The sequence below is a fragment of the Variovorax sp. 05N34 genome, from assembly GCF_056397405.1.
Genome location: NZ_JBFTNI010000009.1, coordinates 70,412 through 90,033 on the forward strand (window position 1 = coordinate 70,412; position 19,622 = coordinate 90,033).

Consider the following 19,622-nt stretch of genomic DNA (forward strand, 5'->3'; position numbering starts at 1 on the left):
GACGATGCGCGACTTCTCGAAGAATCACGACTGGCTGTCGATCAACACAGCCACCATTCGCAAGCAGCTCGGTGCCGAAGTGCCGCTGGACCGCATCATCGATCAGTGCGCCGCAAATGGCATCCGTGCCATCAGCCCGTGGCGCGACCAGGTCGGGGCCGTCGGGCTCGACAAGATTGCCAGGCAGCTCAAGGCACACGGCATCGGGCTTTCAGGGTACTGCCGCGGCGGCTTTTTTCCGGCACCGGACGCGGCGGGGCTCAAAGCAGCGCTCGAAGACAACCGGCGCGCCATCGACGAGGCGAAAACGCTCGGCGCGCCTTGCCTGGTGCTGGTTGTCGGCAGCCTCCCGGGTGCGCTCGATGGCAAGGCGATCTACAAGGACATCAGCCGCGCGCGCAGCGAAGTGCGCGATGGCATCGCAGCGTCCCTCGACCATGCGCGCCAGGTCGGCATGCCGCTCGCCATCGAGCCCCTGCACCCCATGCAGGCGGCCGATCGCGCCTGCATCAACACCCTCGAGCATGCGCTCGATCTCTGCGATGAACTTGATCCCACACGCTCGGGAATGCTCGGGGTCGCTCTCGACATCTATCACGTGTGGTGGGATCCCAAGCTCCAGCAGCAGATCGCGCGCGCCGGCAAGGAGCGTCTGCTGGCCTACCACGTGTGCGATTGGCTGACGCCCACGCGCGATTTGCTGTCCGATCGAGGAATGATGGGCGATGGCGTGGTCGAACTGAAGAAGGTTCGAGGCTGGGTTGAGGATGCCGGCTTCGAAGGCTTCAGCGAAGTCGAAATTTTCTCGACGCTCGACTGGTGGCAGCGCCCAGGCGACGAAACGCTGGCCACCTGCATCGAGCGGCACCGCAGCGCCGTCTGACCGGCGCGCCTTGGCGCCTCAGAGACGGCGCGCCTGCACGCGCTGGCGCGACCAATAGATGCCATCCAGACGATCGAGCCGCACTTCCCCGCCCGTCGAAGGTGCATGCACGAAGCGGCCCTCTCCGACGTAGATGCCCGCGTGCGATGGCGTGGATGCGCCGAAAAGAACCAGATCGCCCGAGCGCAGGTCAGAGATGGCTACCGGATATCCGAACGAAGCCATTCTTGCGACGGTGCGAGGGGTCGCTTGACCGACGCTGCTTCGATAGACGTAGGCGATGAGTCCGCTGCAATCGAATCCCCCCTCGGGTGTGTTGCCCCCGTAGCGATAGGGCGTGCCAACCAGCCCCAGCGCATGAACGGCGACATCGTTCGATTGCTCGGCACTCAGTGACGCGACGCCGGCGCCGGGCAACTTCGCCGGTGGGCTCGCGCAACCCACCACCCAAAGGAAAGCACTCAGCGACAACAGCCGAAACAGCATGCGGAGAGGCATCAGTCCGAGTGGAGGGAAAGGAGCAAGAGGAGCTGCAGACATGGCCCGGGAGCATGCCATAGGCATCGACTGCCGAGCAGCCAGCGCCACGACTTTCCGCTGCATGTGCTGCAATTCGCAGATGCCTGAACCGAACCTCGACGCACTGCGGCGCTACGCCGTATCACGCACCCTCTTCAAGCCGACAACGTTGCCGGGTGCGATCAGGCGGCTGGGGTTCGTGCAGGCCGATCCGATCCGGGCGCCGGCGCGCGCGCAAGACCTCACACTGCGTCATCGCGTCGCGGACTACCGCGCTGGCGATCTGGAGCAACGGTATGCGCGGCTGCCGGTCGATGAGGACTGCCTCGTCAACTATGGTTTCCTGCCGCGGGAACACCTCTCGCTGATGCATCCACGCGAAGCCCGACGCGCATGGGACCCGGAGACGAGTCGCAGGGCCGCCGATGTGCTGGCCTTCGTTCGCGAGACCGGGCCAGTGCATCCGCGCCAGGTCGAGCAGCAGTTCGCCCATGGACGCGTGACGAACTACTGGGGCGGATCGAGCAATGCGACAACGCATCTGCTCGACGACATGCACTATCGCGGAATGCTGCGCGTCAAACGGCGCGAGAACGGCACCCGGATCTACGAGGCGATCACACATGCACCGGCCGACGACAGCCCAACCGGCCGCGCACAACGCGCGGCTGCGCTGATCGACCTGGTGGTACGCAAGTACGCACCTCTGCCGGCTGCGAGCCTGACTTACCTCGTGCGTCTGCTCGGATATGGCGCACCGCATCTCACGGTGCAAACGCAGGCAGCCTTGCGGCTGGCGCGCGATTGTCTTGCGAGCTGCCGCATCGACGGCGTGACCTGGTATTGGCCGGCCAAAGAGAATCCGAACTCGCGGCGCCACGAGCCCGATGAAACGTTGCGCCTGCTCGCGCCGTTCGACCCGGTCGTATGGGATCGCCGTCGATTCGAGCTGCTATGGGGCTGGACGTACAAGTTCGAGGCCTACATGCCCGCGCCGAAACGACAGTTCGGCTACTACGCGCTGCCGATGCTGTTGCACGACCGCGTGATCGGCTGGGCCAATGTCTCGGTTCGCGACGGACAGGTCGAGGCGGCCTTCGGCTACGCCGGCAAGAAACCGGCAGGGCCGGCGTTTCGATCCGCTCTTGACGACGAGTTGGAGCGCCTGACGTTGTTCCTCTTGCGACGTCCCGGCGCCGATTTCAGGGTTTTGCCGCTTGCGTGACAGCACGGGTGGCCGGCCTTGCCTAGAATTCGTGCTGTTCCGGCCTGAGGGCCGGGACAAGCGTTCTCAGGGCGGGGTGAAATTCCCCACCGGCGGTGATGGCGGCGAAAGTCGCACAAGCCCGCGAGCGCCCGCAGCGCGCCATGTGCAGCGGGGTCAGCAGATCCGGTGAGATCCCGGGGCCGACGGTCACAGTCCGGATGAAAGAGAGCGCGACCCCGTTGCCGGGCAGCGCATTCGTGCGCGTGCCCCGGCTCCGGGTTCGTGCGCCCTGATTCAGGAAACCTTCAAAGGCAAACCATGAGTCAGATCAACGACCTTCCCCTCTCCGCCACACGGGCTTCGGCCCAAGCGCCTGGCCGCCGCATTGCATTCGTGCAGGCGCAATGGCATTCGGACATCGTCCATCAGGCGCGCGACGCGTTTCTCGCCGAAATGGAGCGCCAGGGCGTGGCGCTCGACACCATCGACGTGTTCGACGTGCCCGGTGCATTCGAGATTCCATTGCACGCCAAGCGGCTCGCGACTTCCGGTCGATATGCCGCGATCGTCGGATGTGCGCTCGTTGTCGACGGCGGCATCTACCGTCACGAATTCGTCGCCAGCACGGTGGTGAATTCGCTGATGACGGTACAGCTGGAGACCAACGTGCCGATTCTTTCAGCCGTGCTCACCCCACATCACTTCCACGAGCATGTGGAACACCGCAAATACTTCCATCGCCATTTCGCCGTGAAGGGCACGGAGGCGGCCGAAGCATGCATGAAGACCATTGAAGGCCTGAGCCGCGTCGACGCGCTGATCGCTGCCTGACGGAGCGGGTTCAGGCCGATACGGGGATGAGCGCCTCGCGCCGTACGCGGCGCACGTTGAAGGCGCTCACGATCAGCACCCCCTGCACCATCGCGAGGCCGACGATCACGCTGGCGTACTGGCCGTGGTCCATCAGCCGGCCAAAGACCAGCGGTGCAAAGGCTTGCCCGATGTCGAGCCCCGCATACACCACGCCATACACGCGTCCCGTGGCGTTGGCTGGTGTCGAACGCTTGACCAGCAGATCCCGCGACGGGCCCGCGATCCCCGCCGCGAATCCCATGGCGCCGAACATCACCGGCACGAGCAAGGGCGCGAAATCGCCAAACGCCAGCACGAGCGCGATGGCGGCCGCAATGCCGAAGCCTGCGCCGACGATGCGTTCGCAACGTGACGGATCCGAGGCCAGGAATCCGCCTACGACCATGCCGGCCGCGCTCGCGACCATGTAGATCGTCAGGCACATGGCGATCAGCGTCACCGGCACTGCGTGCAGCCGCCCCGCCGCCGTCGGCGCGAAGGTCTGCACGACGCTCAAGGCCATCGCGTAGAAAAAGAAAAACCCGAAGCACATCCACACCGCGGGAATCTTGAGGAAGGCAAACTCGCCGCCGGCTGCATCGAACCCCGTCGCCTTGTGCACTGCCTTGACGTCCAGCGACAGCACGCTGCGATTGACCCAGAGGATGAGCAGGACCACCACAGCCAAGGCCCCCGCCGAAGCCAGCGCCACTCGCCACGAGAAAGCCATTGCCAACGGCACCACGAAGGCGGGCGCCAAGGCCCACCCCAGGCTCCCGGTGATGCCATGCACGCTATAGGCATGGCCCAATCGCGTAGGCGCCACCTTGCGGTTGAAAAGCGTGTAGTCGACCGGGTGAAACACGCCATTGCCAATGCCTGCCGCCACTGCGCAGACGAGCAGCATCCAGTAGCTTTGCGCCATGGCATAGCCGAAGGCCGCAAGGCTCAACATGCCGAGCCCGACAAAGAGCACAGGCCGGGGACCCAGTTTGTCGACGATGAATCCAGAGGCTGCCTGCACCATGCAGGAGACGACGAAGAACACCGTCAGCACGGCGCCCAGCTCGGTGTAGCTCACGTTGAACGCATCCTTCAGCCATGGGAACAACGGCGGAAGAATCAGTTGACTGAAGTGGCTGACGGCATGCGCGAGGCCCACGAGGCCGATCAGCTTGGCGTCCGAACCCAAGGAAGGGGCGGTGGCGGTCGCATTGGAGGAAGACATGGATTGCAACAAGAATCTGGGTTGAGCACCGATCCTAAGCTGCGCCGCCGCGGCAGAATGGCGATACAGAGACAACATTTGTCGAAACCATGCCGTCCACAGCCGCCCCAACGTCGGCGCCCGTCGACACGCCGCCAGGGCGCACGCTGCCAGCCAGCACAGCACCCTCGGCCAGCGTCGGTCCGCTCACGCCGCACCTCTACGCACCTGACGCGCTGCGCCCCTTGCGGGCCAAGGAACACTTTCTGAAGGCCGATACGCTGGTCGAACTGCACCGGCATCCATGGCCCCAACTGACTTTTTCGACGCGCGGCGTGATCCGTCTGAGCACCGAGGACGGCAGCTACATCGTTCCGCCCTCCCGGGCGCTCTGGGTCCCGGCGGACATGTCGCACAGCATCACGCTGATCGAAGACGCTGAACTCCGCACCGTGTATCTCCACAGCTGGTTGGGCCCGGCATGGGAGAAATGCGAAGTGCTCGAGATCAGTCCGTTGCTGCGCGCGCTGATGCTGGCGCTCGACACGACCCCCGACGGCCTGCCACCCGCCGAGCCGCACGCTGCCCAACGCGAACGCTGGATCGCACCACTGCTCATAGACGAACTCGAACGCGCGACGCAGATCCGCATTGACGTGCCGTTGCCTGCAGACAAGCGCTTGCGCCAGTTGTGCGAGGCGCTCCTGCGCAATCCAGCCAACCGTGCGACGCTCGCCGAGAGAGCGCATGCAATCGGCGCCAGCGAACGAACGGTCGCCCGGCTCTTTCGGGACCAGCTCGGCATGAGCTGGCAGCAGTGGCGCCAGCAGGCGGTGCTCGCGCATGCGCTGCCGCTACTGGCGCGCGGAATGGCGGTGAGCCAGGTCGCATCGGCCAGCGGTTACGCCACCGACAGCGCCTTTTGCGCAATGTTCAAGGCGGCCACGGGCCAGTCGCCCACCGCGTTCCAGCACAAGCGCCGTCTGTAGGGTGGGGGGCGGGTGCGGGAGCGGTCCAGCTCTTTTCCGTACGTATCATCGCCGGGTGAATTTACAAACCTATTGCGTCTGTGTCCGCAAGCCATGGCCATGAACCGCGACCGGCTCGTGCGCTGGCTTCCTTTTCTGGCATGGCCCCGGCCTGACCGCGCATTGCTCGTGAACGAGGCCGCTGCCGGCGTCACGGTCGCACTGATGGTCATTCCGCAGGGTGTGGCTTATGCAGCGTTGGCAGGCATGCCACTGGTCACCGGCGTGTACGCGGCCTTGCTGCCTGCACTGATTGCCGTCCTCTTCAGTTCTTCCGCCCGGCTGTCCGTGGGTCCGACGGCGCTCACGAGCCTGCTGGTCGGCGCATCTCTCGCACCTCTGGCCATTCCAGGGAGCAGCGAATGGGTTGCCTACGCTGTCTGGCTCACGCTGCTGTCCGGGGTGATGCAGGTGGTGCTCGGCGCGGCAAGATTCGGCTGGGTGCTGCGTATGGTGAATTCGCCGGTGTTGATGGGATTCACGCAAGGCGCGGCCGTGCTCATCACGTTATCGCAACTGCCGGCGCTGCTGGGCTTCACGGGGCGCTCCTATTCGCAGTTGCTCCACGGCCCGCTGCCGGACTTCATCGCCATTGCGTTCGGCCTCGGCGGCATGGCGGCGCTGTGGCTCGGCAAGCGCATGATGCCGCGCTTTCCGACCACCATGGCGCTCGTCGCGGTTGCGGCGGCCATCAGCGCTGCCATCGACTATGCGCTGCGCGGCGGCGCTGTCATTGGCAAGCTGCCCTCGGGCCTGCCCTCCTTCTACTGGCCGGGCGGGCTTTCGATGAGCAATCTGGGCGACCTCCTGCTGCCGGCGTTTCTCATCACGTTGGTCAGCTTTCTGGAGACGGCATCGAGCGCCAAGGTCGACAACGCCCGGGCCGGCAAGCTGTGGAACGAAAACCAGGACCTGATCGGCCAAGGCCTGGGAAAGATTGCATCCGGCCTGACCGGATCGTTCCCTACGAGTTCTTCTTTTTCGCGGTCGGCCATCACGCTCTACGCAGGCGCCAAGACGCAATGGTCAACGCTTTTCAGCGTGGCAGTGGTGGCGGCCGCGTTGCTGTGGGCCATGCCATGGCTCTATCACGTGCCGCAGGCCGTGTTGGCTTGCATCGTGGCAACCGCGACCATCGGACTGCTCCGGCCTTCAGCTTTCATCGCGTTGTGGCGCATCTCCCGCATCGAGGCGGCGATCGCGCTGGCGACCTTCGCTCTGACCATCGCGACTGCGCCGTCGATCTACTGGGGAGTGCTCGGCGGCCTGCTGGCGGCGCTGGCGCACTACATGTATCGCCATCTGCATCCGCGAATCATCGAAGTCGGCTTGCATCCGGACGGCAGCCTGCGCGACCGACACCTTTGGCACTTGCCATTGCTCGCGCCCAACCTTTACGCATTGCGCATGGATGCCGAACTGGATTTCGCGTCGGCCAGCACGCTCGAGCGCGCGATCAGTGTGGCACTGGCGGAGCGGCCGGGCCTGACGGACGTATGCCTGTTCGCATATCCGATCAACCGCGTGGATATCACGGGGGCCGAAGTATTCGGGAGCATTCGCCGGTTGCTCGAATCGCGGGGGGTGCGCTTGCACGTCTCAGGGCTTAAGCTGCCGGCACAACAGGTGCTCGAACGCGCGGGACTGCTCGCACCTGGACCCCTGCTCTTCACCTATCGGACCGACGCCGAAGCGCTGGCATCCATTGCACAGTGCGGCGCCTCGCCCGAAGTGCCGGCCGAACTCAGTCCTTCACTGGCCCACGCAGGCTCTTGATGGCGGACCGCTGGCTCTTGCCCTCGAGCCGCCGCTGTCTCGATCCATAGGTCGGCTTGGTGGCGCGCCGCACGCGCGGCGGCGTTGCGACGCCATCGATGAGTTCCTGCAAACGGGCGAGCGCGTCGGCGCGATTCATGTCCTGGCTCCGATGCCGCTGCGCCTTCATGACTAGCACGCCCTCGCTCGTGATGCGGCTGTCGCGCGCAGCGAGCAGCCGCGCCTTGACGTCCTCGGGCAATGAACTGGCCGAAATGTCAAAGCGCAAGTGAACTGCGCTGGACACCTTGTTGACGTTCTGCCCGCCCGCACCCTGCGCGCGGATGGCGCTGAATTCAACCTCCGCCGGATCGACCAGCACCGTGGTCTGCGGCATGGAAACCATCATTCGGCGTCATTCGCCGCGCGCGGATTTGACTGGCACGTCCGTCACGCCCCCGGGCTCCATCAGCCGCACCGGACTGTCGGTTGCCTGTCCTCGCGCACGAGCACCTGCAACATCGGCGGCCGATGGTTCCCGCGGCCGCGCCGCCGCGCGAAAGCGGTCAAAGCCGCCGCGAGGGTTGAAGCGCATGACCCAGGGAGTCGCCGGCTTGCCGGTAAGCCGAGCCCAACCGTAGCGCAGCCCCCAAACCATCGCCAGCAAAAGCACGGCAAAAGCCAGGCTGACCGCGAACACGAGACCGAGCAGGAACAGAACCAGGCGAACAAGAAAATTGACCATCGCTCTTAGGCCACGGCCTCGGCCCTTGGTTCCCCGGCCTTATGGAAGTCGAACTGGCCGGGAGCCCGGATCGGATCGGTGGTCACCACGATCGCGTCCTTCGGTCCGAAGGTGCCGTCGAGCAACAGCTTCGACAAAGGATTCTCGATGCGCTGCTGGATCGCTCGCTTGAGCGGCCGCGCGCCGAACACCGGGTCGAATCCGACCTTCGCGATTTCAGCCAAGGCGGCCGGCGACACGTCCAATTCCAGGTCCATCTTTGCCAGTCGCTCCTGCAACACCTTGAGCTGGATCGCCGCAATGGCTTCGATGTTCTTCGCGTCGAGCGCATGGAAGACCACCGTCTCGTCGATGCGATTCAGGAACTCGGGCCTGAAGTAGTTCTTCAGCTCGTCCCAGACAGCATCCTTGATCTCCTCGGTCGGTCGACCCACCATCGACTGGATGAGCGGCGAACCGATGTTGCTGGTCATGACGATGACCGTGTTCTTGAAGTTCACCGTGCGGCCCTGGCCGTCGGTGAGCCGGCCATCGTCGAGCACCTGCAGCAGCACGTTGAAGACATCCGGGTGCGCCTTCTCCACTTCGTCGAGCAGCAGCACGCTGTATGGCTTCCGGCGCACGGCTTCGGTCAGATAACCGCCCTCCTCGTAGCCCACGTAGCCGGGCGGCGCACCGATCAGTCGCGCGACCGAATGCTTCTCCATGAATTCACTCATGTCGACGCGGATCAAATGATCTTCGCTGTCGAACAGGAAGCCTGCCAGGGCCTTGCACAGCTCGGTCTTGCCCACGCCCGTCGGGCCGAGGAACAGGAAGGATCCCGTTGGGCGATTCGGGTCGGAGAGCCCCGAGCGCGAGCGACGAATTGCGTTCGCAACCGCGCCGATGGCTTCGTCCTGACCCACCACGCGCTCGTGCAGCTTGTCTTCCATCATGAGCAGCTTGTCGCGCTCGCCCTGCATCAGCTTCGATACCGGAATGCCCGTGGCGCGCGCCACGACTTCGGCGATTTCCTCTGCGCCAACCTGCGTGCGCAGCAGCTTCGGCGCGCTGGACTTGCCCTTGTCGGCTTCAGTCTCCTGCGCTTCCTTCAGGCGTTTTTCCAGCCCCGGCAATTTGCCGTACTGAAGCTCGGCCACCTTGTTGAAGTCACCCTTGCTGGTGAACTCGGCAATCTGAAACTTGATCTTGTCGATCTCTTCGCGGATTTGGGCGCTGCCCTGGGCTTGCGCCTTCTCGGCCTGCCAGATCTCGTCGAGGTCGGCGATCTCCTTCTGCAGCCTGGCGATCTCGTCCTCGATCAGCCCCAGTCGCTTTTGCGATGCTTCGTCCTTCTCGCGCCGCACGGCTTCGCGCTCGATCTGGAGCTGGATGAGCCGGCGATCAAGCCGGTCCATCACCTCGGGCTTGGAATCCATCTCGATCTTGATCTTGGCCGCGGCCTCGTCGATCAGGTCGATGGCCTTGTCGGGCAGAAAGCGGTCCGTGATGTAGCGGTCGGACAACTCGGCCGCGGCGACGATCGCCGGGTCAGTGATATCGACGCCATGGTGGACCTCGTACTTCTCCTGCAGGCCGCGAAGGATCGCGATCGTCGCTTCGACGCTCGGTTCGCCCACGAGGATCTTCTGGAAGCGGCGCTCCAGCGCAGCATCCTTCTCGATGTACTTGCGATATTCGTCGAGCGTCGTTGCACCGACGCAATGCAGTTCGCCGCGCGCGAGCGCCGGCTTGAGYATGTTGCCCGCGTCCATGGCGCCTTCGGCCTTGCCCGCGCCGACCATGGTGTGCAGCTCGTCGATAAAGACGATGGTCTGGCCTTCATCCTTGGCCAGCTCGTTGAGCACGCTCTTCAGGCGTTCTTCGAATTCCCCGCGGAACTTCGCGCCTGCAAGCAATGCGGCCATGTCCAGGGACAGCACGCGCTTGCCCTTCAGCGACTCAGGCACCTCGCCGGCGATGATGCGCTGCGCAAGCCCTTCGACGATGGCCGTCTTGCCAACGCCCGGCTCGCCGATCAGCACCGGGTTGTTCTTGGTGCGGCGTTGAAGCACTTGGATGGCACGGCGAATCTCTTCGTCGCGGCCGATGACGGGATCGAGCTTGCCAAGGCGCGCACGTTCCGTCAGGTCGAGACAATATTTCTTGAGCGCTTCGCGCTGGCCTTCGGCATCGGCGCTGTTCACGCCCTGCCCGCCACGAACGGCGTCGATGGCCGCTTCGAGCGATTTGCGCGTCACACCATGGCTGCGCGCGAGATTCCCGATATCGGCCTTGCTGTCCGCCACGGCGAGCAGATAGAGCTCGCTCGCAATGAACTGGTCATTGCGCTTGATCGACTCTTTCTCGGTCGCCTGCAGCAGCTTGCCCAATTCAGGACCCACCTGAACCTGGTCATGGCCCTGCACCTGCGGAAGCTTCTTGATGGCGGCTTCGGCGGCGTTGAGCAATCCGGGCACGTTGGCACCGGCTCGCTCCAGCAACGCTCGAGGACCGTCGTCCTGGCGAAGCATGGCGACCAGCAGATGGACCGGCTCTATATAGGCGTTGTCATTGCCCAAGGCGAGCGACTGGGCATCGGCAAGGGCTTCCTGGAATTTGGTGGTGAGTTTGTCTTGACGCATGGCTTGATTCCTGCATTCAAAATAGGGCTGTTCGGCGTCTATATCAAGACCGTCCGGATCTTTTTTACACCAGCAATCTTTGGAGTCGATAGATGGTCAAGTCAACATGGGGTGGCGCCAGGCGCCTGATGCTCGGCGTTCTGGCGGCAGGTCTGTTGGGCGCCGCAGGCGTAGTGTCGGCGCAGACGTCCTCCGCGCCAATCCGGCTGCTCGTTGGTTTCCCGGCAGGCGGCGGCACCGATGTTATTGCGCGCATGCTGGGCGACAAGCTCAAAGACCAATTGGGAACGTCGATCGTCGTCGACAACCGCGCCGGCGCCGGTGGGCAGATCGCCGCGCAAGTGCTCAAGAGTTCGGCGGCAGATGGCCACACCTTTTTCCTGACGCACGACCACACGATCTCGATCCTCCCGCAGGTGGTGAAAAACCCGGGCTTCGATCCCGCTCATGATTTCGTGCCGGTCGCGGGTTTTGCAACCTTCGCCAATGCGTTGGCTGTCTCGGGTGGCACGCCAGCGAAGTCGATGAATGAATATGTGGCGTGGGTGCGAAACCAGCGCGGCGGCAAGGACACCATCGGCGTGCCGGCGCCGGCATCCATTCCTGAATTTCTCGTCAAGCTGGTGGGCGCCAAATACAAGCTCGACTTGCAGGCAGCGCCCTATCGCGGCAGCGCGCCGATGATGTCCGACATGCTTGGCAACCAGATCGCCGCAGGGATCGGCTCCATTCCGGACTTCATCGAAAACCAGAAGGCCGGGAAGATCCGCGTCGTCGCCGTCATCGGAGACAAGCGCCAGGCGGTGTTGCCACAGGTGCCCACCTTCGCCGAGCTCGGCCTGGCCGGACTGGAAGACCTGCCCTACTACGGGATCTTTGCACCGGTCGGCACCCCTCAACCAGTCATCGATCAATTCAACAATGCCCTGGCCAAGGCGCTGGCAATGCCTGACGTGCGCGAACGTCTCACGGCGCTCGGGCTGACCGTTGGTTTCATGCCGCAAGGCCAGTTCGCTGGCCGTGTGAGAAGTTATACGCAGACTTGGGCGAAGATCATCAAGGAAAGCGGCTTTACGCCTCAGTAAGGCACATCAAGCGTTGCTGGCAACGATGCCCCAGCGCGCCAGCGCCGCATCGTCGTCCACCCTGGCATCGACCCAGCGGGCGCCTTCAGGGGTCTGCTCTTTCTTCCAGAACGGCGCCTGGGTCTTGAGATAGTCCATGAGGAACTCGCACGCCTGGAAGCTCTGGCCGCGATGCGCTGAAGTCACCGCCACCATCATGATCTGGGCTTCTGGCTGCAGGAGCCCTACACGATGCACCACGCGTGCGCCGAGGATGTCGAAGCGGCGATGCGCCTCATCGATCATGGCTTCGATCGCCTTCTCGGTCATGCCGGGGTAGTGCTCGAGTTCCATCGAACTGACTAAACTGCCGTCGTTCCGGTCTCGCACGGTGCCGATGAAACTGCAGACCGCCCCGACGCGCGCATCGCCGGCGCGCAGCGTGGCGATCTCCGCTTGTAGGTCGAAGTCTTCCGCTTGAATAGAAACGCGTGCGCCAGCCATTCCAGGATTGTGGCACTGCGATAGACTCCCGCGATGCCTTCCAGCGCCCTGCAACGCTTCCCCTCTTCTCGCGAAGAACAGGTCTGCACGCGCCTGCAAGGCAAAGCCAAAAAACCAAAGCTCGTCTGACCGGAGCTTCGGTTCCGTCGTCGGATGAGCGACGGAACTGCAAGGCCCAAGCCGAAGCTGGTTGTGCGCGCGCATCTGACGGTGGTCATTCCATCGGTCAATTCCTCGAAGGAAAGTCGCGTGCAACATTCATCTCTCTCCACACCGCCTGTCTCTGATTTCTCGGGGCTCTGGATTCCGCTGGTGACGCCTTTTCGTGACGGCGCCGTTGACCATGCAGCCCTGACCCGGCTGGTCGAACGCCTTGCACCGACCGGCATTGCAGGGTTCGTGGTCTGCGGCTCGACCGGCGAAGCGGCGGCGCTCGAAGAGAGCGAGCAACTGGCGGTTCTCGCGACGGTGGCACGAGCCGCCCCAGCCGTGTCGCGGATCATGGGGATTTCCGGCTACCACCTCAGGAAGACGCTTGATTGGGTTCGGCGCTTGAGCGAGCAAGAGACAGCCGGACTGCTTGTGCCCGCGCCGAGCTATGTCCGGCCGTCGCAAAGTGGGTTGGTGGAGTGGTTCAGCGCTATTTCCGAAGCCAGTGCAGCGCCGGTCGTGATCTACGACATCCCCTACCGCACCGGCGTTTCGATCTCGGGCGATACGCTCTTGACGCTTGCGGCACATCCACGCATTCGGGCGATCAAGGACTGCGGCGGCAACGGCGCAAAGACGCGAGCCTTGATTGCAGATGGTCGACTACAGGTTCTTGCCGGGGAGGATGGCCAGATCTTCAGCACGGTGGCCGAAGGTGGGGCGGGCGCGATTGCCGCCAGTGCACACCTGCAGACTGAGCGCTTCGTTAATGTGATTCGCCTGCTTCGGGAAGGAAAGTTGGCGCAGGCACGAAAGTTGTGGCATCCGCTGCTGCCGCTCATCGAAGCCTTGTTCGCGGATGCGAATCCGGGCCCGCTGAAGGCAGTGCTCGCCAGCCAGGGAGTTCTGCTCGATGAGTTGCGCTCCCCAATGACGCGCGCGCCGGCGGCGGCCGGCGAGCGCCTGATGCAAATACAGGCCGCCCTCAACCGCCGGTGACCGGCGGGAAGAACGCGACTTCGCTGCCGTCGCGCAGGGCAGCGCTTTCGCTGCTCATGATCTGATCGAGCGCCATCCGCACGGCTCGGCCTCGCGCGAGGATGCTCGCGTGAGGCTCGCCGCGCGCGATGAGTTCATCGCGCAATTTGCCAAGATTCTGGGCGTCTGTTTCGATGGTCTCGGCACCCGTTCCGAGCGCCTCTCGAACCGACGCAAAGTAGCGAACGTTGATCTTCATGCTCAAGCCAGCAGCGACACAAAAGGAATGAACTTCACCATGTCGCCCGCCTTGAAAGGCTGGTCTGCGGGCGTGTCGATCAGGCCGTCGCCCCAGACAGTGGACGTCAACACGCCGGAACTCTGGTTGGGGAAGACATCCAGCCCGCCTGCCGCGTTGCGCCGCGCACGCAGGAATTCGCGCCTGCGGTCCGCGCGCGGCCAGTCGAAGTCAGCGCGCACAGCGACAGACTCGACGGCGATTCGCTTGGCGCCCTGGAGAGTGAGCAGGAAGGGCCGCACGAGCATCAGGAAGGTCAGGAAACTCGACACCGGATTGCCTGGCAATCCGCAAAGGTGGGCATTGCCAATCCGCCCATAGGCGAAGGGCTTGCCGGGCTTCATCGACAGCGACCAGAGATTCAGTTGGCCCAGATGCTGCACAGCCGCCTGGATGTGGTCTTCCTCGCCCACGGAAACGCCACCTGTGGTGATGATCAAGTCGTTATGAAGCGCCGCTTCTCGCAAAGCATCGATGGTCGCTTCGCGGCGATCCGGCACGATGCCCAGATCGCTGACGTCGCAGCCCAGCCGTTTCAGCAGCGCCCGCATGAAGAAGCGATTCGAGTTGTAGATCGAGCCCGGTTTCATGGCTCCGGGAGCAACCTCGCCCGGCATGACGAGTTCGTCGCCGGTTGACAGAAGCGCCACACGCGGCCGCCTCGAAACCAGGAGTTTGGCGAGACCTACGCTCGCCGCCAACCCAAGCCCTGCGGGGGTGAGCCGATCGCCTTTTGACAGCACCACGTCGCCTGTGGCCACGTCTTCACCGGCGCGGCGAATCCACTGCCCGGCGGCGGGAATGATGTCGATGCGCACACTGCCGAGACCACCCTCCTCGGGCAAGGCACACGTGTCTTCCTGCATCACCACGGCATCGGCGCCTTCGGGGATCTGCGCGCCAGTGAAGATCCGTGCGGCAGTGCCAGGCTCCAAAGGCGTGCCCACTGTACCCGCCGGGATCCGCTGCGATACGCGCAACACATTGCCTGGCGCTGTGCAGCCAGATATTCGAACCGCATAGCCATCCATCGAACTGTTGTCGCGCGGCGGCACTGTCAGGGCGGACGTGACGTCCTGCGCCAGCACCCGGCCGTCAGCATCGAAAGTCGAAACACTTTCCGCGCCGAGCAACGGCGTGGCGGCGCTCAACAACCGAGCCAACGCCTCTTCAAGGGCCATCAAGGGGGGACGCGAGGAAGGCTCAGCCATGGTGATTCACCTTGTAGTCGAAACGATCCGCATGCCGCAGCAGCCATGCGCAGATGGCATCGATGTCGTCGAGGTCAAAGACCGGCAACTCGGTGCGCGCGGGCAACGCCGCCGGTGTGTTCGTCGCGATTCCGACCGTAAAAGGATCTTCCGGGTACCGCACGGGACGCGGCCGCTCTCCCACGGCGGGTGGTCGCCAAACCTCGATTCTGGGCAGATCGGTGTGCTTGAAGCCTTCGACAAGCACCCAGTCGATTCGTTCGTCGAGTTCAGCGATGAGGTCATGCACGTCCAGTTCCGTGGGCCGCTCGAACTCACGCATGAGCGCGAGTCGCTTGTCGGACGCGATCACAACCTCGAAGGCGCCCGCTTCGCGATGGCGGTATGTGTCCTTGCCCGGGTGATCGATGTCGAACTTGTGGTGCGCATGCTTGACTACGGACACACGTTGTCCTTCTCGCTTGAGCGCGGGAATCAGCCGCTCGACCAGCGTTGTTTTCCCCGCTCCCGAGAAACCCGCAAAGCCGATGACTTTCATGCGTCTACCGTGGCGTCAGTCGCAGTGAGTGGCGATATAGGCCTTGACTGCTTCGGCATCGGCAGGCAGCTTGACTACCCGTTTTGGAAGCGCTTCGATCCCTTCGAAGCGGGCCGGCCGCTCGGGCTCGTGGCCGAGCGCTTCGACGATGGTTTCAGCAAACTTGATCGGCAGCGCCGTCTCCAGGACGATCATCGGCACGCCGGGCGTGAGGTGCTCGCGTGCGGCCTTCAAGCCATCTGCCGTGTGCGTATCGATCAGGGTGGCAAAACGCTTGTCTGTATCTCGGATGGTCGCCAAGCGGTCCGCGTGCGTGCTGCGGCTGCTTGCAAAGCCGAAGCGCGACGCAGAATGTGCAAAGGCGGGGTCGAGGCTCAGGTCGAAGCGACCGGCCCGGCTGAGTTCGCCTTCGAACAGGCCGCGCGCCTTGGCAGCGTCACGTCTCAGGAGGTCAAACACGAAGCGCTCGAAATTGCTCGCCTTCGAGATGTCCATGGAAGGACTCGATGTTTCGTGCGTGTCGGCCGCAGAGCGCACGCGGTAGACGCCGGTGCGGAAGAACTCGTCGAGCACGTCGTTCTCGTTCGTCGCAACCACCAGCGTGCGGATCGGCAGCCCCATCATGCGAGCCACGTGCCCGGCGCAGACGTTGCCGAAGTTGCCCGAGGGCACCGCGAAGCTCACCTGCTTGTCATTGCTGGCGGTGGCCTGGAAGTAGCCTGCAAAGTAGTAGACGACCTGGGCCAGTAGCCGCGCCCAGTTGATCGAATTGACGGTGCCGATCTTGTACTTGCGCTTGAAGGCCAGGTCGTTGGACACCGCCTTGACGATATCCTGGCAGTCGTCGAAAACACCCGAGATCGCGAGGTTGTGGATGTTCGCATCCTGCAGGCTGAACATCTGAGCCTGCTGGAAGGGACTCATGCGGCCATCGGGCGAGGTCATGAAAACGCGCACGCCTTTCTTGCCGCGCATCGCGTATTCGGCAGCACTGCCCGTGTCTCCGCTGGTCGCCCCGAGAATGTTCAGTTCTTCACCACGGCGGGCCAGCTCGTATTCGAACAGGTTGCCGAGCAGTTGCATCGCCATGTCCTTGAAGGCCAAGGTCGGGCCATTGGACAGCGCTTCGAGGTAGACACCATCTTCAAGCTCGCGCAACGGCACGATCTCGGCCGTACCGAATACTTCCGCGGTATAGGTCTTGGCGCAGATGGCCTTGAGATCCGTAGGCGGGATGTCGTCGATGTACAGCGAGAGGATCTCGAAGGCGAGGTCGGCATAGCCCAAGCCGCGCCACTTCGCCAGCAAGGCGGCATCGGCGGCCGGGTATTGTTCGGGCAGGTACAAGCCGCCGTCGGGCGCCAGGCCTTCCAGGAGAATCTCGCAGAAGCGCCGGCGGTCGGGGTGGCCGCGGGTCGAAAGGTACCGCATCAGGACAGCTCTTCCTTGCGAAGACGAACGATCGGAGCGAGCACTGTGGGCAAGGCTTGCAGTTGGGCCAGAGCGTCGTCCAGGGTGCCTTCTCGGGTGTCGTGCGTCAGGATGATCAGGTCGGTCTGGGTTGATCCTTCGCCGCCGACCTCATCCGCTTCACGCTGCAGCACCGCGTCGATGCTGATGCCGGCAGTGGCCAAGAGTCCGGTCACCTTCGCGAGCACGCCAGCCTCGTCGGCCACGCGCAGTCGCAGGTAGTAGCTGGTCACCACTTCCGACATCGGCAGGACCTTCAGGTCGCTCATCGCGTCCGGGTGGAAGGCAAGGTGGGGAACGCGATGCGCCGCGTCGGCCGTGTGCAGGCGTGTGATGTCGACCAAGTCGGCGATCACCGCGCTCGCAGTGGGCTCGCTGCCTGCGCCCTTGCCGTAGTAAAGCGTGGTCCCGACCGCGTCGCCGTTGACGACCACCGCGTTCATGGCGCCCTCGACATTGGCGAGCAAGCGTTTCGACGGAACCAGCGCCGGATGAACGCGCAACTCGATGCCCTGCGCCACGCGCTTGGTCACGCCAAGGAGCTTGATGCGATAACCGAGCTGCTCGGCGTACTTGATGTCCTGCGCGGCGAGCTTGGTGATGCCTTCCACATGGGCCTTGTCGAACTGCACCGGAATGCCGAACGCGATGGCGCTCATCAGGGTGACCTTGTGCGCGGCATCCACGCCCTCGATGTCGAAGGTCGGGTCGGCTTCAGCGTAGCCCAGGCGTTGCGCTTCCTTCAGCACCGTCGCGAAGTCGAGGCCCTTGTCGCGCATCTCGGAGAGGATGAAGTTGGTGGTGCCATTGATGATCCCGGCAATCCACTGGATGCTGTTGGCCGTGAGACCCTCGCGCAATGCCTTGATGATCGGGATGCCGCCCGCTACGGCGGCCTCGAATGCCACCATCACGCCCTTGTCGTGCGCGGCTGCGAAGATTTCGGTGCCGTGCACCGCTAGCAGCGCCTTGTTGGCCGTCACCACGTGCTTGCCGGCGGCAATCGCCTCGAGCACCAGTTGCTTGGCGACGCCGTAGCCGCCGATCAGCTCGATCACGATGTCGATGTCGGGGTTCGCGATCACAGCGCGTGCGTCATTGACCACCTTCACGTCTTCGCCCACGACGCCTTTGGCGCGCGCAGTGTCGAGGTCCGCAACCATGGTGATCTCGATGCCACGGCCGGCGCGGCGCTTGATCTCTTCTTGATTGCGCTGCAGCACCTTGAAGGTGCCGCTACCGACCGTGCCGATGCCGAGCAGGCCAACTTGGATGGGTTTCATTGGGTTCGTCTTGGAATGCAAGGTGTTCGAAAGATGGGGTGTCGACGTTCACGTCCAGGCGAGTCATGCGAGCCGGGTTCGATAGCGCTCCAGGAAACCGGCGATTCGCCCGACAGCTTCCCTGAGGTCTTCTTCGTGAGGAAGGAAGACGATGCGGAAATGATCAGGCGTCGGCCAGTTGAAGCCAGTGCCCTGGACCAGCATCACCTTGGTTTCCTTCAGCAGGTCGAGGAAGAACTGCCGGTCGTCGTCTATCGGGTAGACCTTCCGGTCGAGCTTCGGGAACATGTACAGCGCCGCGCTCGGCTTGACACAAGTCACGCCGGGAATGGCCGTGATCAGCTCGTAGGCCAGGTCACGCTGACGTCGCAGCCGGCCGCCCGCCCCCACGAGGTCATTGATGCTCTGGTAGCCACCGAGCGCTGTCTGGATCGCCCATTGGCCCGGCACGTTGGCGCACAGCCGCATGTTCGAGAGCATGTTCAAGCCCTCGATGTAGTCACGCGCCATCTTCTTGTCGCCCGACACCACAAGCCAGCCCGCACGATAGCCGCACGAGCGATAGCTCTTGGACAGCGAATTCAAAGTGAGCGTGAGCACGTCGGTCGACAGGCTGGCAATGGCGGTGTGCTCGACTCCGTCGTACAGCACCTTGTCGTAGACTTCGTCCGCGAAGATCACCAACCCGTGCTCACGCGCGATGTCAACGATGCCATTGAGCAAATCGGTGGAATACAGCGCGCCGGTCGGGTTGTTCGGGTTGATGACCACGATGCCTTTGGTGCGCGAGGTGATCTTTGCGCGAATATCGTCGAGATTCGGCATCCAGTCGTTCTCCTCGTCGCACAGGTAGTGCACCGGCTTGCCGCCCGACAGGCTTGCCACCGCGGTCCACAGCGGGTAGTCGGGCGTCGGCAGCAACAACTCATCACCGTCGTTCAGCAGCGCGTTGGTCGCCATTGCAATCAGCTCACTGGCGCCGTTGCCCAGGTAGATGTCGTCGAGCGTCACGCCCGCGATCCCCTGCTTTTGCGTTTCATGCATCACGGCCTTGCGCGCCGCGAAAATTCCCTTGCTGTCCGAATAGCCTGCCGAGGCGGGCAGATTGCGGATCATGTCCTGCTGGACCTCTTCTGGCGCATCGAAGCCGAATACGGCGAGGTTGCCGATGTTGAGCTTGATGATCTTCTGGCCCTCTTCTTCCATCTGCTTGGCGGCGTCCATGATCGGTCCGCGGATGTCGTAGAGCACGTTGGCCAGCTTGGCCGATTTCTTGAGCGGTTTCAAAGTCCCTCCAAGGGGG

The 19,622-nt window shown here is 63.7% G+C and carries 19 protein-coding genes and 1 riboswitch; of the genes, 7 read left to right on the forward strand and 12 right to left on the reverse strand.

Going from position 1 to position 19,622, the window contains the following annotated elements; translation table 11 throughout:
- Nucleotides 1-4 precede the first annotated feature (4 nt).
- On the forward strand, nucleotides 5-883 hold the full coding sequence (locus AC1DMA_RS23090; RefSeq protein WP_478145621.1) for a sugar phosphate isomerase/epimerase family protein: 879 nt from the start codon (nucleotides 5-7) through the stop codon (nucleotides 881-883).
- 18 nt (nucleotides 884-901) lie between these two features.
- On the opposite strand, the gene AC1DMA_RS23095 is transcribed toward AC1DMA_RS23090, so the two are convergent.
- Nucleotides 902-1,369, reverse strand: coding sequence for a C40 family peptidase (locus tag AC1DMA_RS23095; protein WP_478126836.1), 468 nt, complete (start codon nucleotides 1,367-1,369; stop codon nucleotides 902-904).
- 133 nt (nucleotides 1,370-1,502) lie between these two features.
- On the opposite strand from AC1DMA_RS23095, the gene AC1DMA_RS23100 reads away from it, so the two are divergent.
- Both AC1DMA_RS23100 and AC1DMA_RS23105 read left to right on the forward strand, forming a co-directional pair.
- On the forward strand, nucleotides 1,503-2,627 hold the full coding sequence (locus tag AC1DMA_RS23100) for a DNA glycosylase AlkZ-like family protein (RefSeq protein ID WP_478126837.1): 1,125 nt from the start codon (nucleotides 1,503-1,505) through the stop codon (nucleotides 2,625-2,627).
- Nucleotides 2,628-2,685: 58 nt separating this feature from the next.
- Nucleotides 2,686-2,843: riboswitch (FMN riboswitch) on the forward strand.
- An 84-nt stretch (nucleotides 2,844-2,927) separates the two neighbouring features.
- Nucleotides 2,928-3,440, forward strand: a complete 513-nt coding sequence (locus AC1DMA_RS23105) for a 6,7-dimethyl-8-ribityllumazine synthase (RefSeq protein ID WP_478126838.1) — start codon at nucleotides 2,928-2,930, stop codon at nucleotides 3,438-3,440.
- Nucleotides 3,441-3,450: 10 nt separating this feature from the next.
- Here the strand turns inward: AC1DMA_RS23105 and AC1DMA_RS23110 are convergent, their stop codons facing one another.
- On the reverse strand, nucleotides 3,451-4,689 hold the full coding sequence (locus tag AC1DMA_RS23110) for an MFS transporter (RefSeq protein ID WP_478126839.1): 1,239 nt from the start codon (nucleotides 4,687-4,689) through the stop codon (nucleotides 3,451-3,453).
- An 89-nt stretch (nucleotides 4,690-4,778) separates the two neighbouring features.
- Here AC1DMA_RS23110 and AC1DMA_RS23115 point away from each other — a divergent pair, with 89 nt between their 5' ends.
- The gene (locus AC1DMA_RS23115; RefSeq protein ID WP_478126840.1) at nucleotides 4,779-5,657 is read left to right on the forward strand and encodes an AraC family transcriptional regulator; all 879 of its coding nucleotides are present in this window, start codon (nucleotides 4,779-4,781) and stop codon (nucleotides 5,655-5,657) included.
- A 93-nt stretch (nucleotides 5,658-5,750) separates the two neighbouring features.
- On the forward strand, nucleotides 5,751-7,472 hold the full coding sequence (locus AC1DMA_RS23120) for a SulP family inorganic anion transporter (protein ID WP_478126841.1): 1,722 nt from the start codon (nucleotides 5,751-5,753) through the stop codon (nucleotides 7,470-7,472).
- On the opposite strand, the gene arfB is transcribed toward AC1DMA_RS23120, so the two are convergent.
- From arfB to clpB, 3 genes are read right to left on the reverse strand one after another with little or no spacing between them, the layout of a single operon-like run.
- Entirely contained in the window at nucleotides 7,441-7,848 is a 408-nt protein-coding gene (arfB, locus tag AC1DMA_RS23125; protein WP_478126842.1) for an alternative ribosome rescue aminoacyl-tRNA hydrolase ArfB, read from the reverse strand. The two genes, AC1DMA_RS23120 and arfB, sit on opposite strands and share 32 nt — an antisense overlap.
- Nucleotides 7,849-7,866: 18 nt before the next feature.
- Nucleotides 7,867-8,196, reverse strand: a complete 330-nt coding sequence (locus AC1DMA_RS23130; RefSeq protein WP_478126843.1) for a hypothetical protein — start codon at nucleotides 8,194-8,196, stop codon at nucleotides 7,867-7,869.
- Between the two features lie 5 nt (nucleotides 8,197-8,201).
- Nucleotides 8,202-10,823 (reverse strand): ATP-dependent chaperone ClpB, encoded by a 2,622-nt coding sequence (gene clpB / locus AC1DMA_RS23135; protein ID WP_478145622.1) that lies wholly within the window; start codon nucleotides 10,821-10,823, stop codon nucleotides 8,202-8,204.
- Nucleotides 10,824-10,951: 128 nt separating this feature from the next.
- Between clpB and AC1DMA_RS23140 the strand changes: the two genes are divergently transcribed.
- On the forward strand, nucleotides 10,952-11,908 hold the full coding sequence (locus tag AC1DMA_RS23140; protein WP_478145747.1) for a Bug family tripartite tricarboxylate transporter substrate binding protein: 957 nt from the start codon (nucleotides 10,952-10,954) through the stop codon (nucleotides 11,906-11,908).
- Nucleotides 11,909-11,914: 6 nt separating this feature from the next.
- Here AC1DMA_RS23140 and AC1DMA_RS23145 read toward each other — a convergent pair whose 3' ends face one another.
- The gene (locus AC1DMA_RS23145; RefSeq protein ID WP_478145623.1) at nucleotides 11,915-12,391 is read right to left on the reverse strand and encodes a molybdenum cofactor biosynthesis protein MoaE; all 477 of its coding nucleotides are present in this window, start codon (nucleotides 12,389-12,391) and stop codon (nucleotides 11,915-11,917) included.
- A gap of 153 nt (nucleotides 12,392-12,544) precedes the next feature.
- Between AC1DMA_RS23145 and dapA the strand changes: the two genes are divergently transcribed.
- Nucleotides 12,545-13,540 carry a 4-hydroxy-tetrahydrodipicolinate synthase gene (dapA, locus tag AC1DMA_RS23150; protein WP_478145624.1) on the forward strand — a complete coding sequence of 332 codons (996 nt, stop codon included), beginning with the start codon at nucleotides 12,545-12,547 and terminating at the stop codon, nucleotides 13,538-13,540.
- Here the strand turns inward: dapA and moaD are convergent.
- The 6 genes from moaD to AC1DMA_RS23180 form a co-directional block, all read right to left on the reverse strand.
- Nucleotides 13,527-13,778 (reverse strand): molybdopterin converting factor subunit 1, encoded by a 252-nt coding sequence (moaD, locus tag AC1DMA_RS23155; RefSeq protein WP_478145625.1) that lies wholly within the window; start codon nucleotides 13,776-13,778, stop codon nucleotides 13,527-13,529. The two genes, dapA and moaD, sit on opposite strands and share 14 nt — an antisense overlap.
- Before the next feature lie 2 nt (nucleotides 13,779-13,780).
- Nucleotides 13,781-15,028, reverse strand: a complete 1,248-nt coding sequence (locus AC1DMA_RS23160) for a molybdopterin molybdotransferase MoeA (protein ID WP_478145626.1) — start codon at nucleotides 15,026-15,028, stop codon at nucleotides 13,781-13,783.
- Nucleotides 15,021-15,566, reverse strand: a complete 546-nt coding sequence (mobB, locus tag AC1DMA_RS23165; RefSeq protein WP_478145627.1) for a molybdopterin-guanine dinucleotide biosynthesis protein B — start codon at nucleotides 15,564-15,566, stop codon at nucleotides 15,021-15,023. Before mobB ends, AC1DMA_RS23160 begins: the two co-directional genes overlap by 8 nt.
- Nucleotides 15,567-15,581: 15 nt before the next feature.
- Nucleotides 15,582-16,997, reverse strand: coding sequence for a threonine synthase (thrC, locus tag AC1DMA_RS23170; protein ID WP_478145628.1), 1,416 nt, complete (start codon nucleotides 16,995-16,997; stop codon nucleotides 15,582-15,584).
- A complete protein-coding gene (locus AC1DMA_RS23175; protein ID WP_478126851.1) occupies nucleotides 16,997-18,319 on the reverse strand; it encodes a homoserine dehydrogenase in 1,323 nt (440 codons plus the stop codon). Before AC1DMA_RS23175 ends, thrC begins: the two co-directional genes overlap by 1 nt.
- 63 nt (nucleotides 18,320-18,382) lie before the next feature.
- Nucleotides 18,383-19,606 (reverse strand): pyridoxal phosphate-dependent aminotransferase, encoded by a 1,224-nt coding sequence (locus tag AC1DMA_RS23180; protein ID WP_478126852.1) that lies wholly within the window; start codon nucleotides 19,604-19,606, stop codon nucleotides 18,383-18,385.
- Nucleotides 19,607-19,622: the final 16 nt, after the last annotated feature.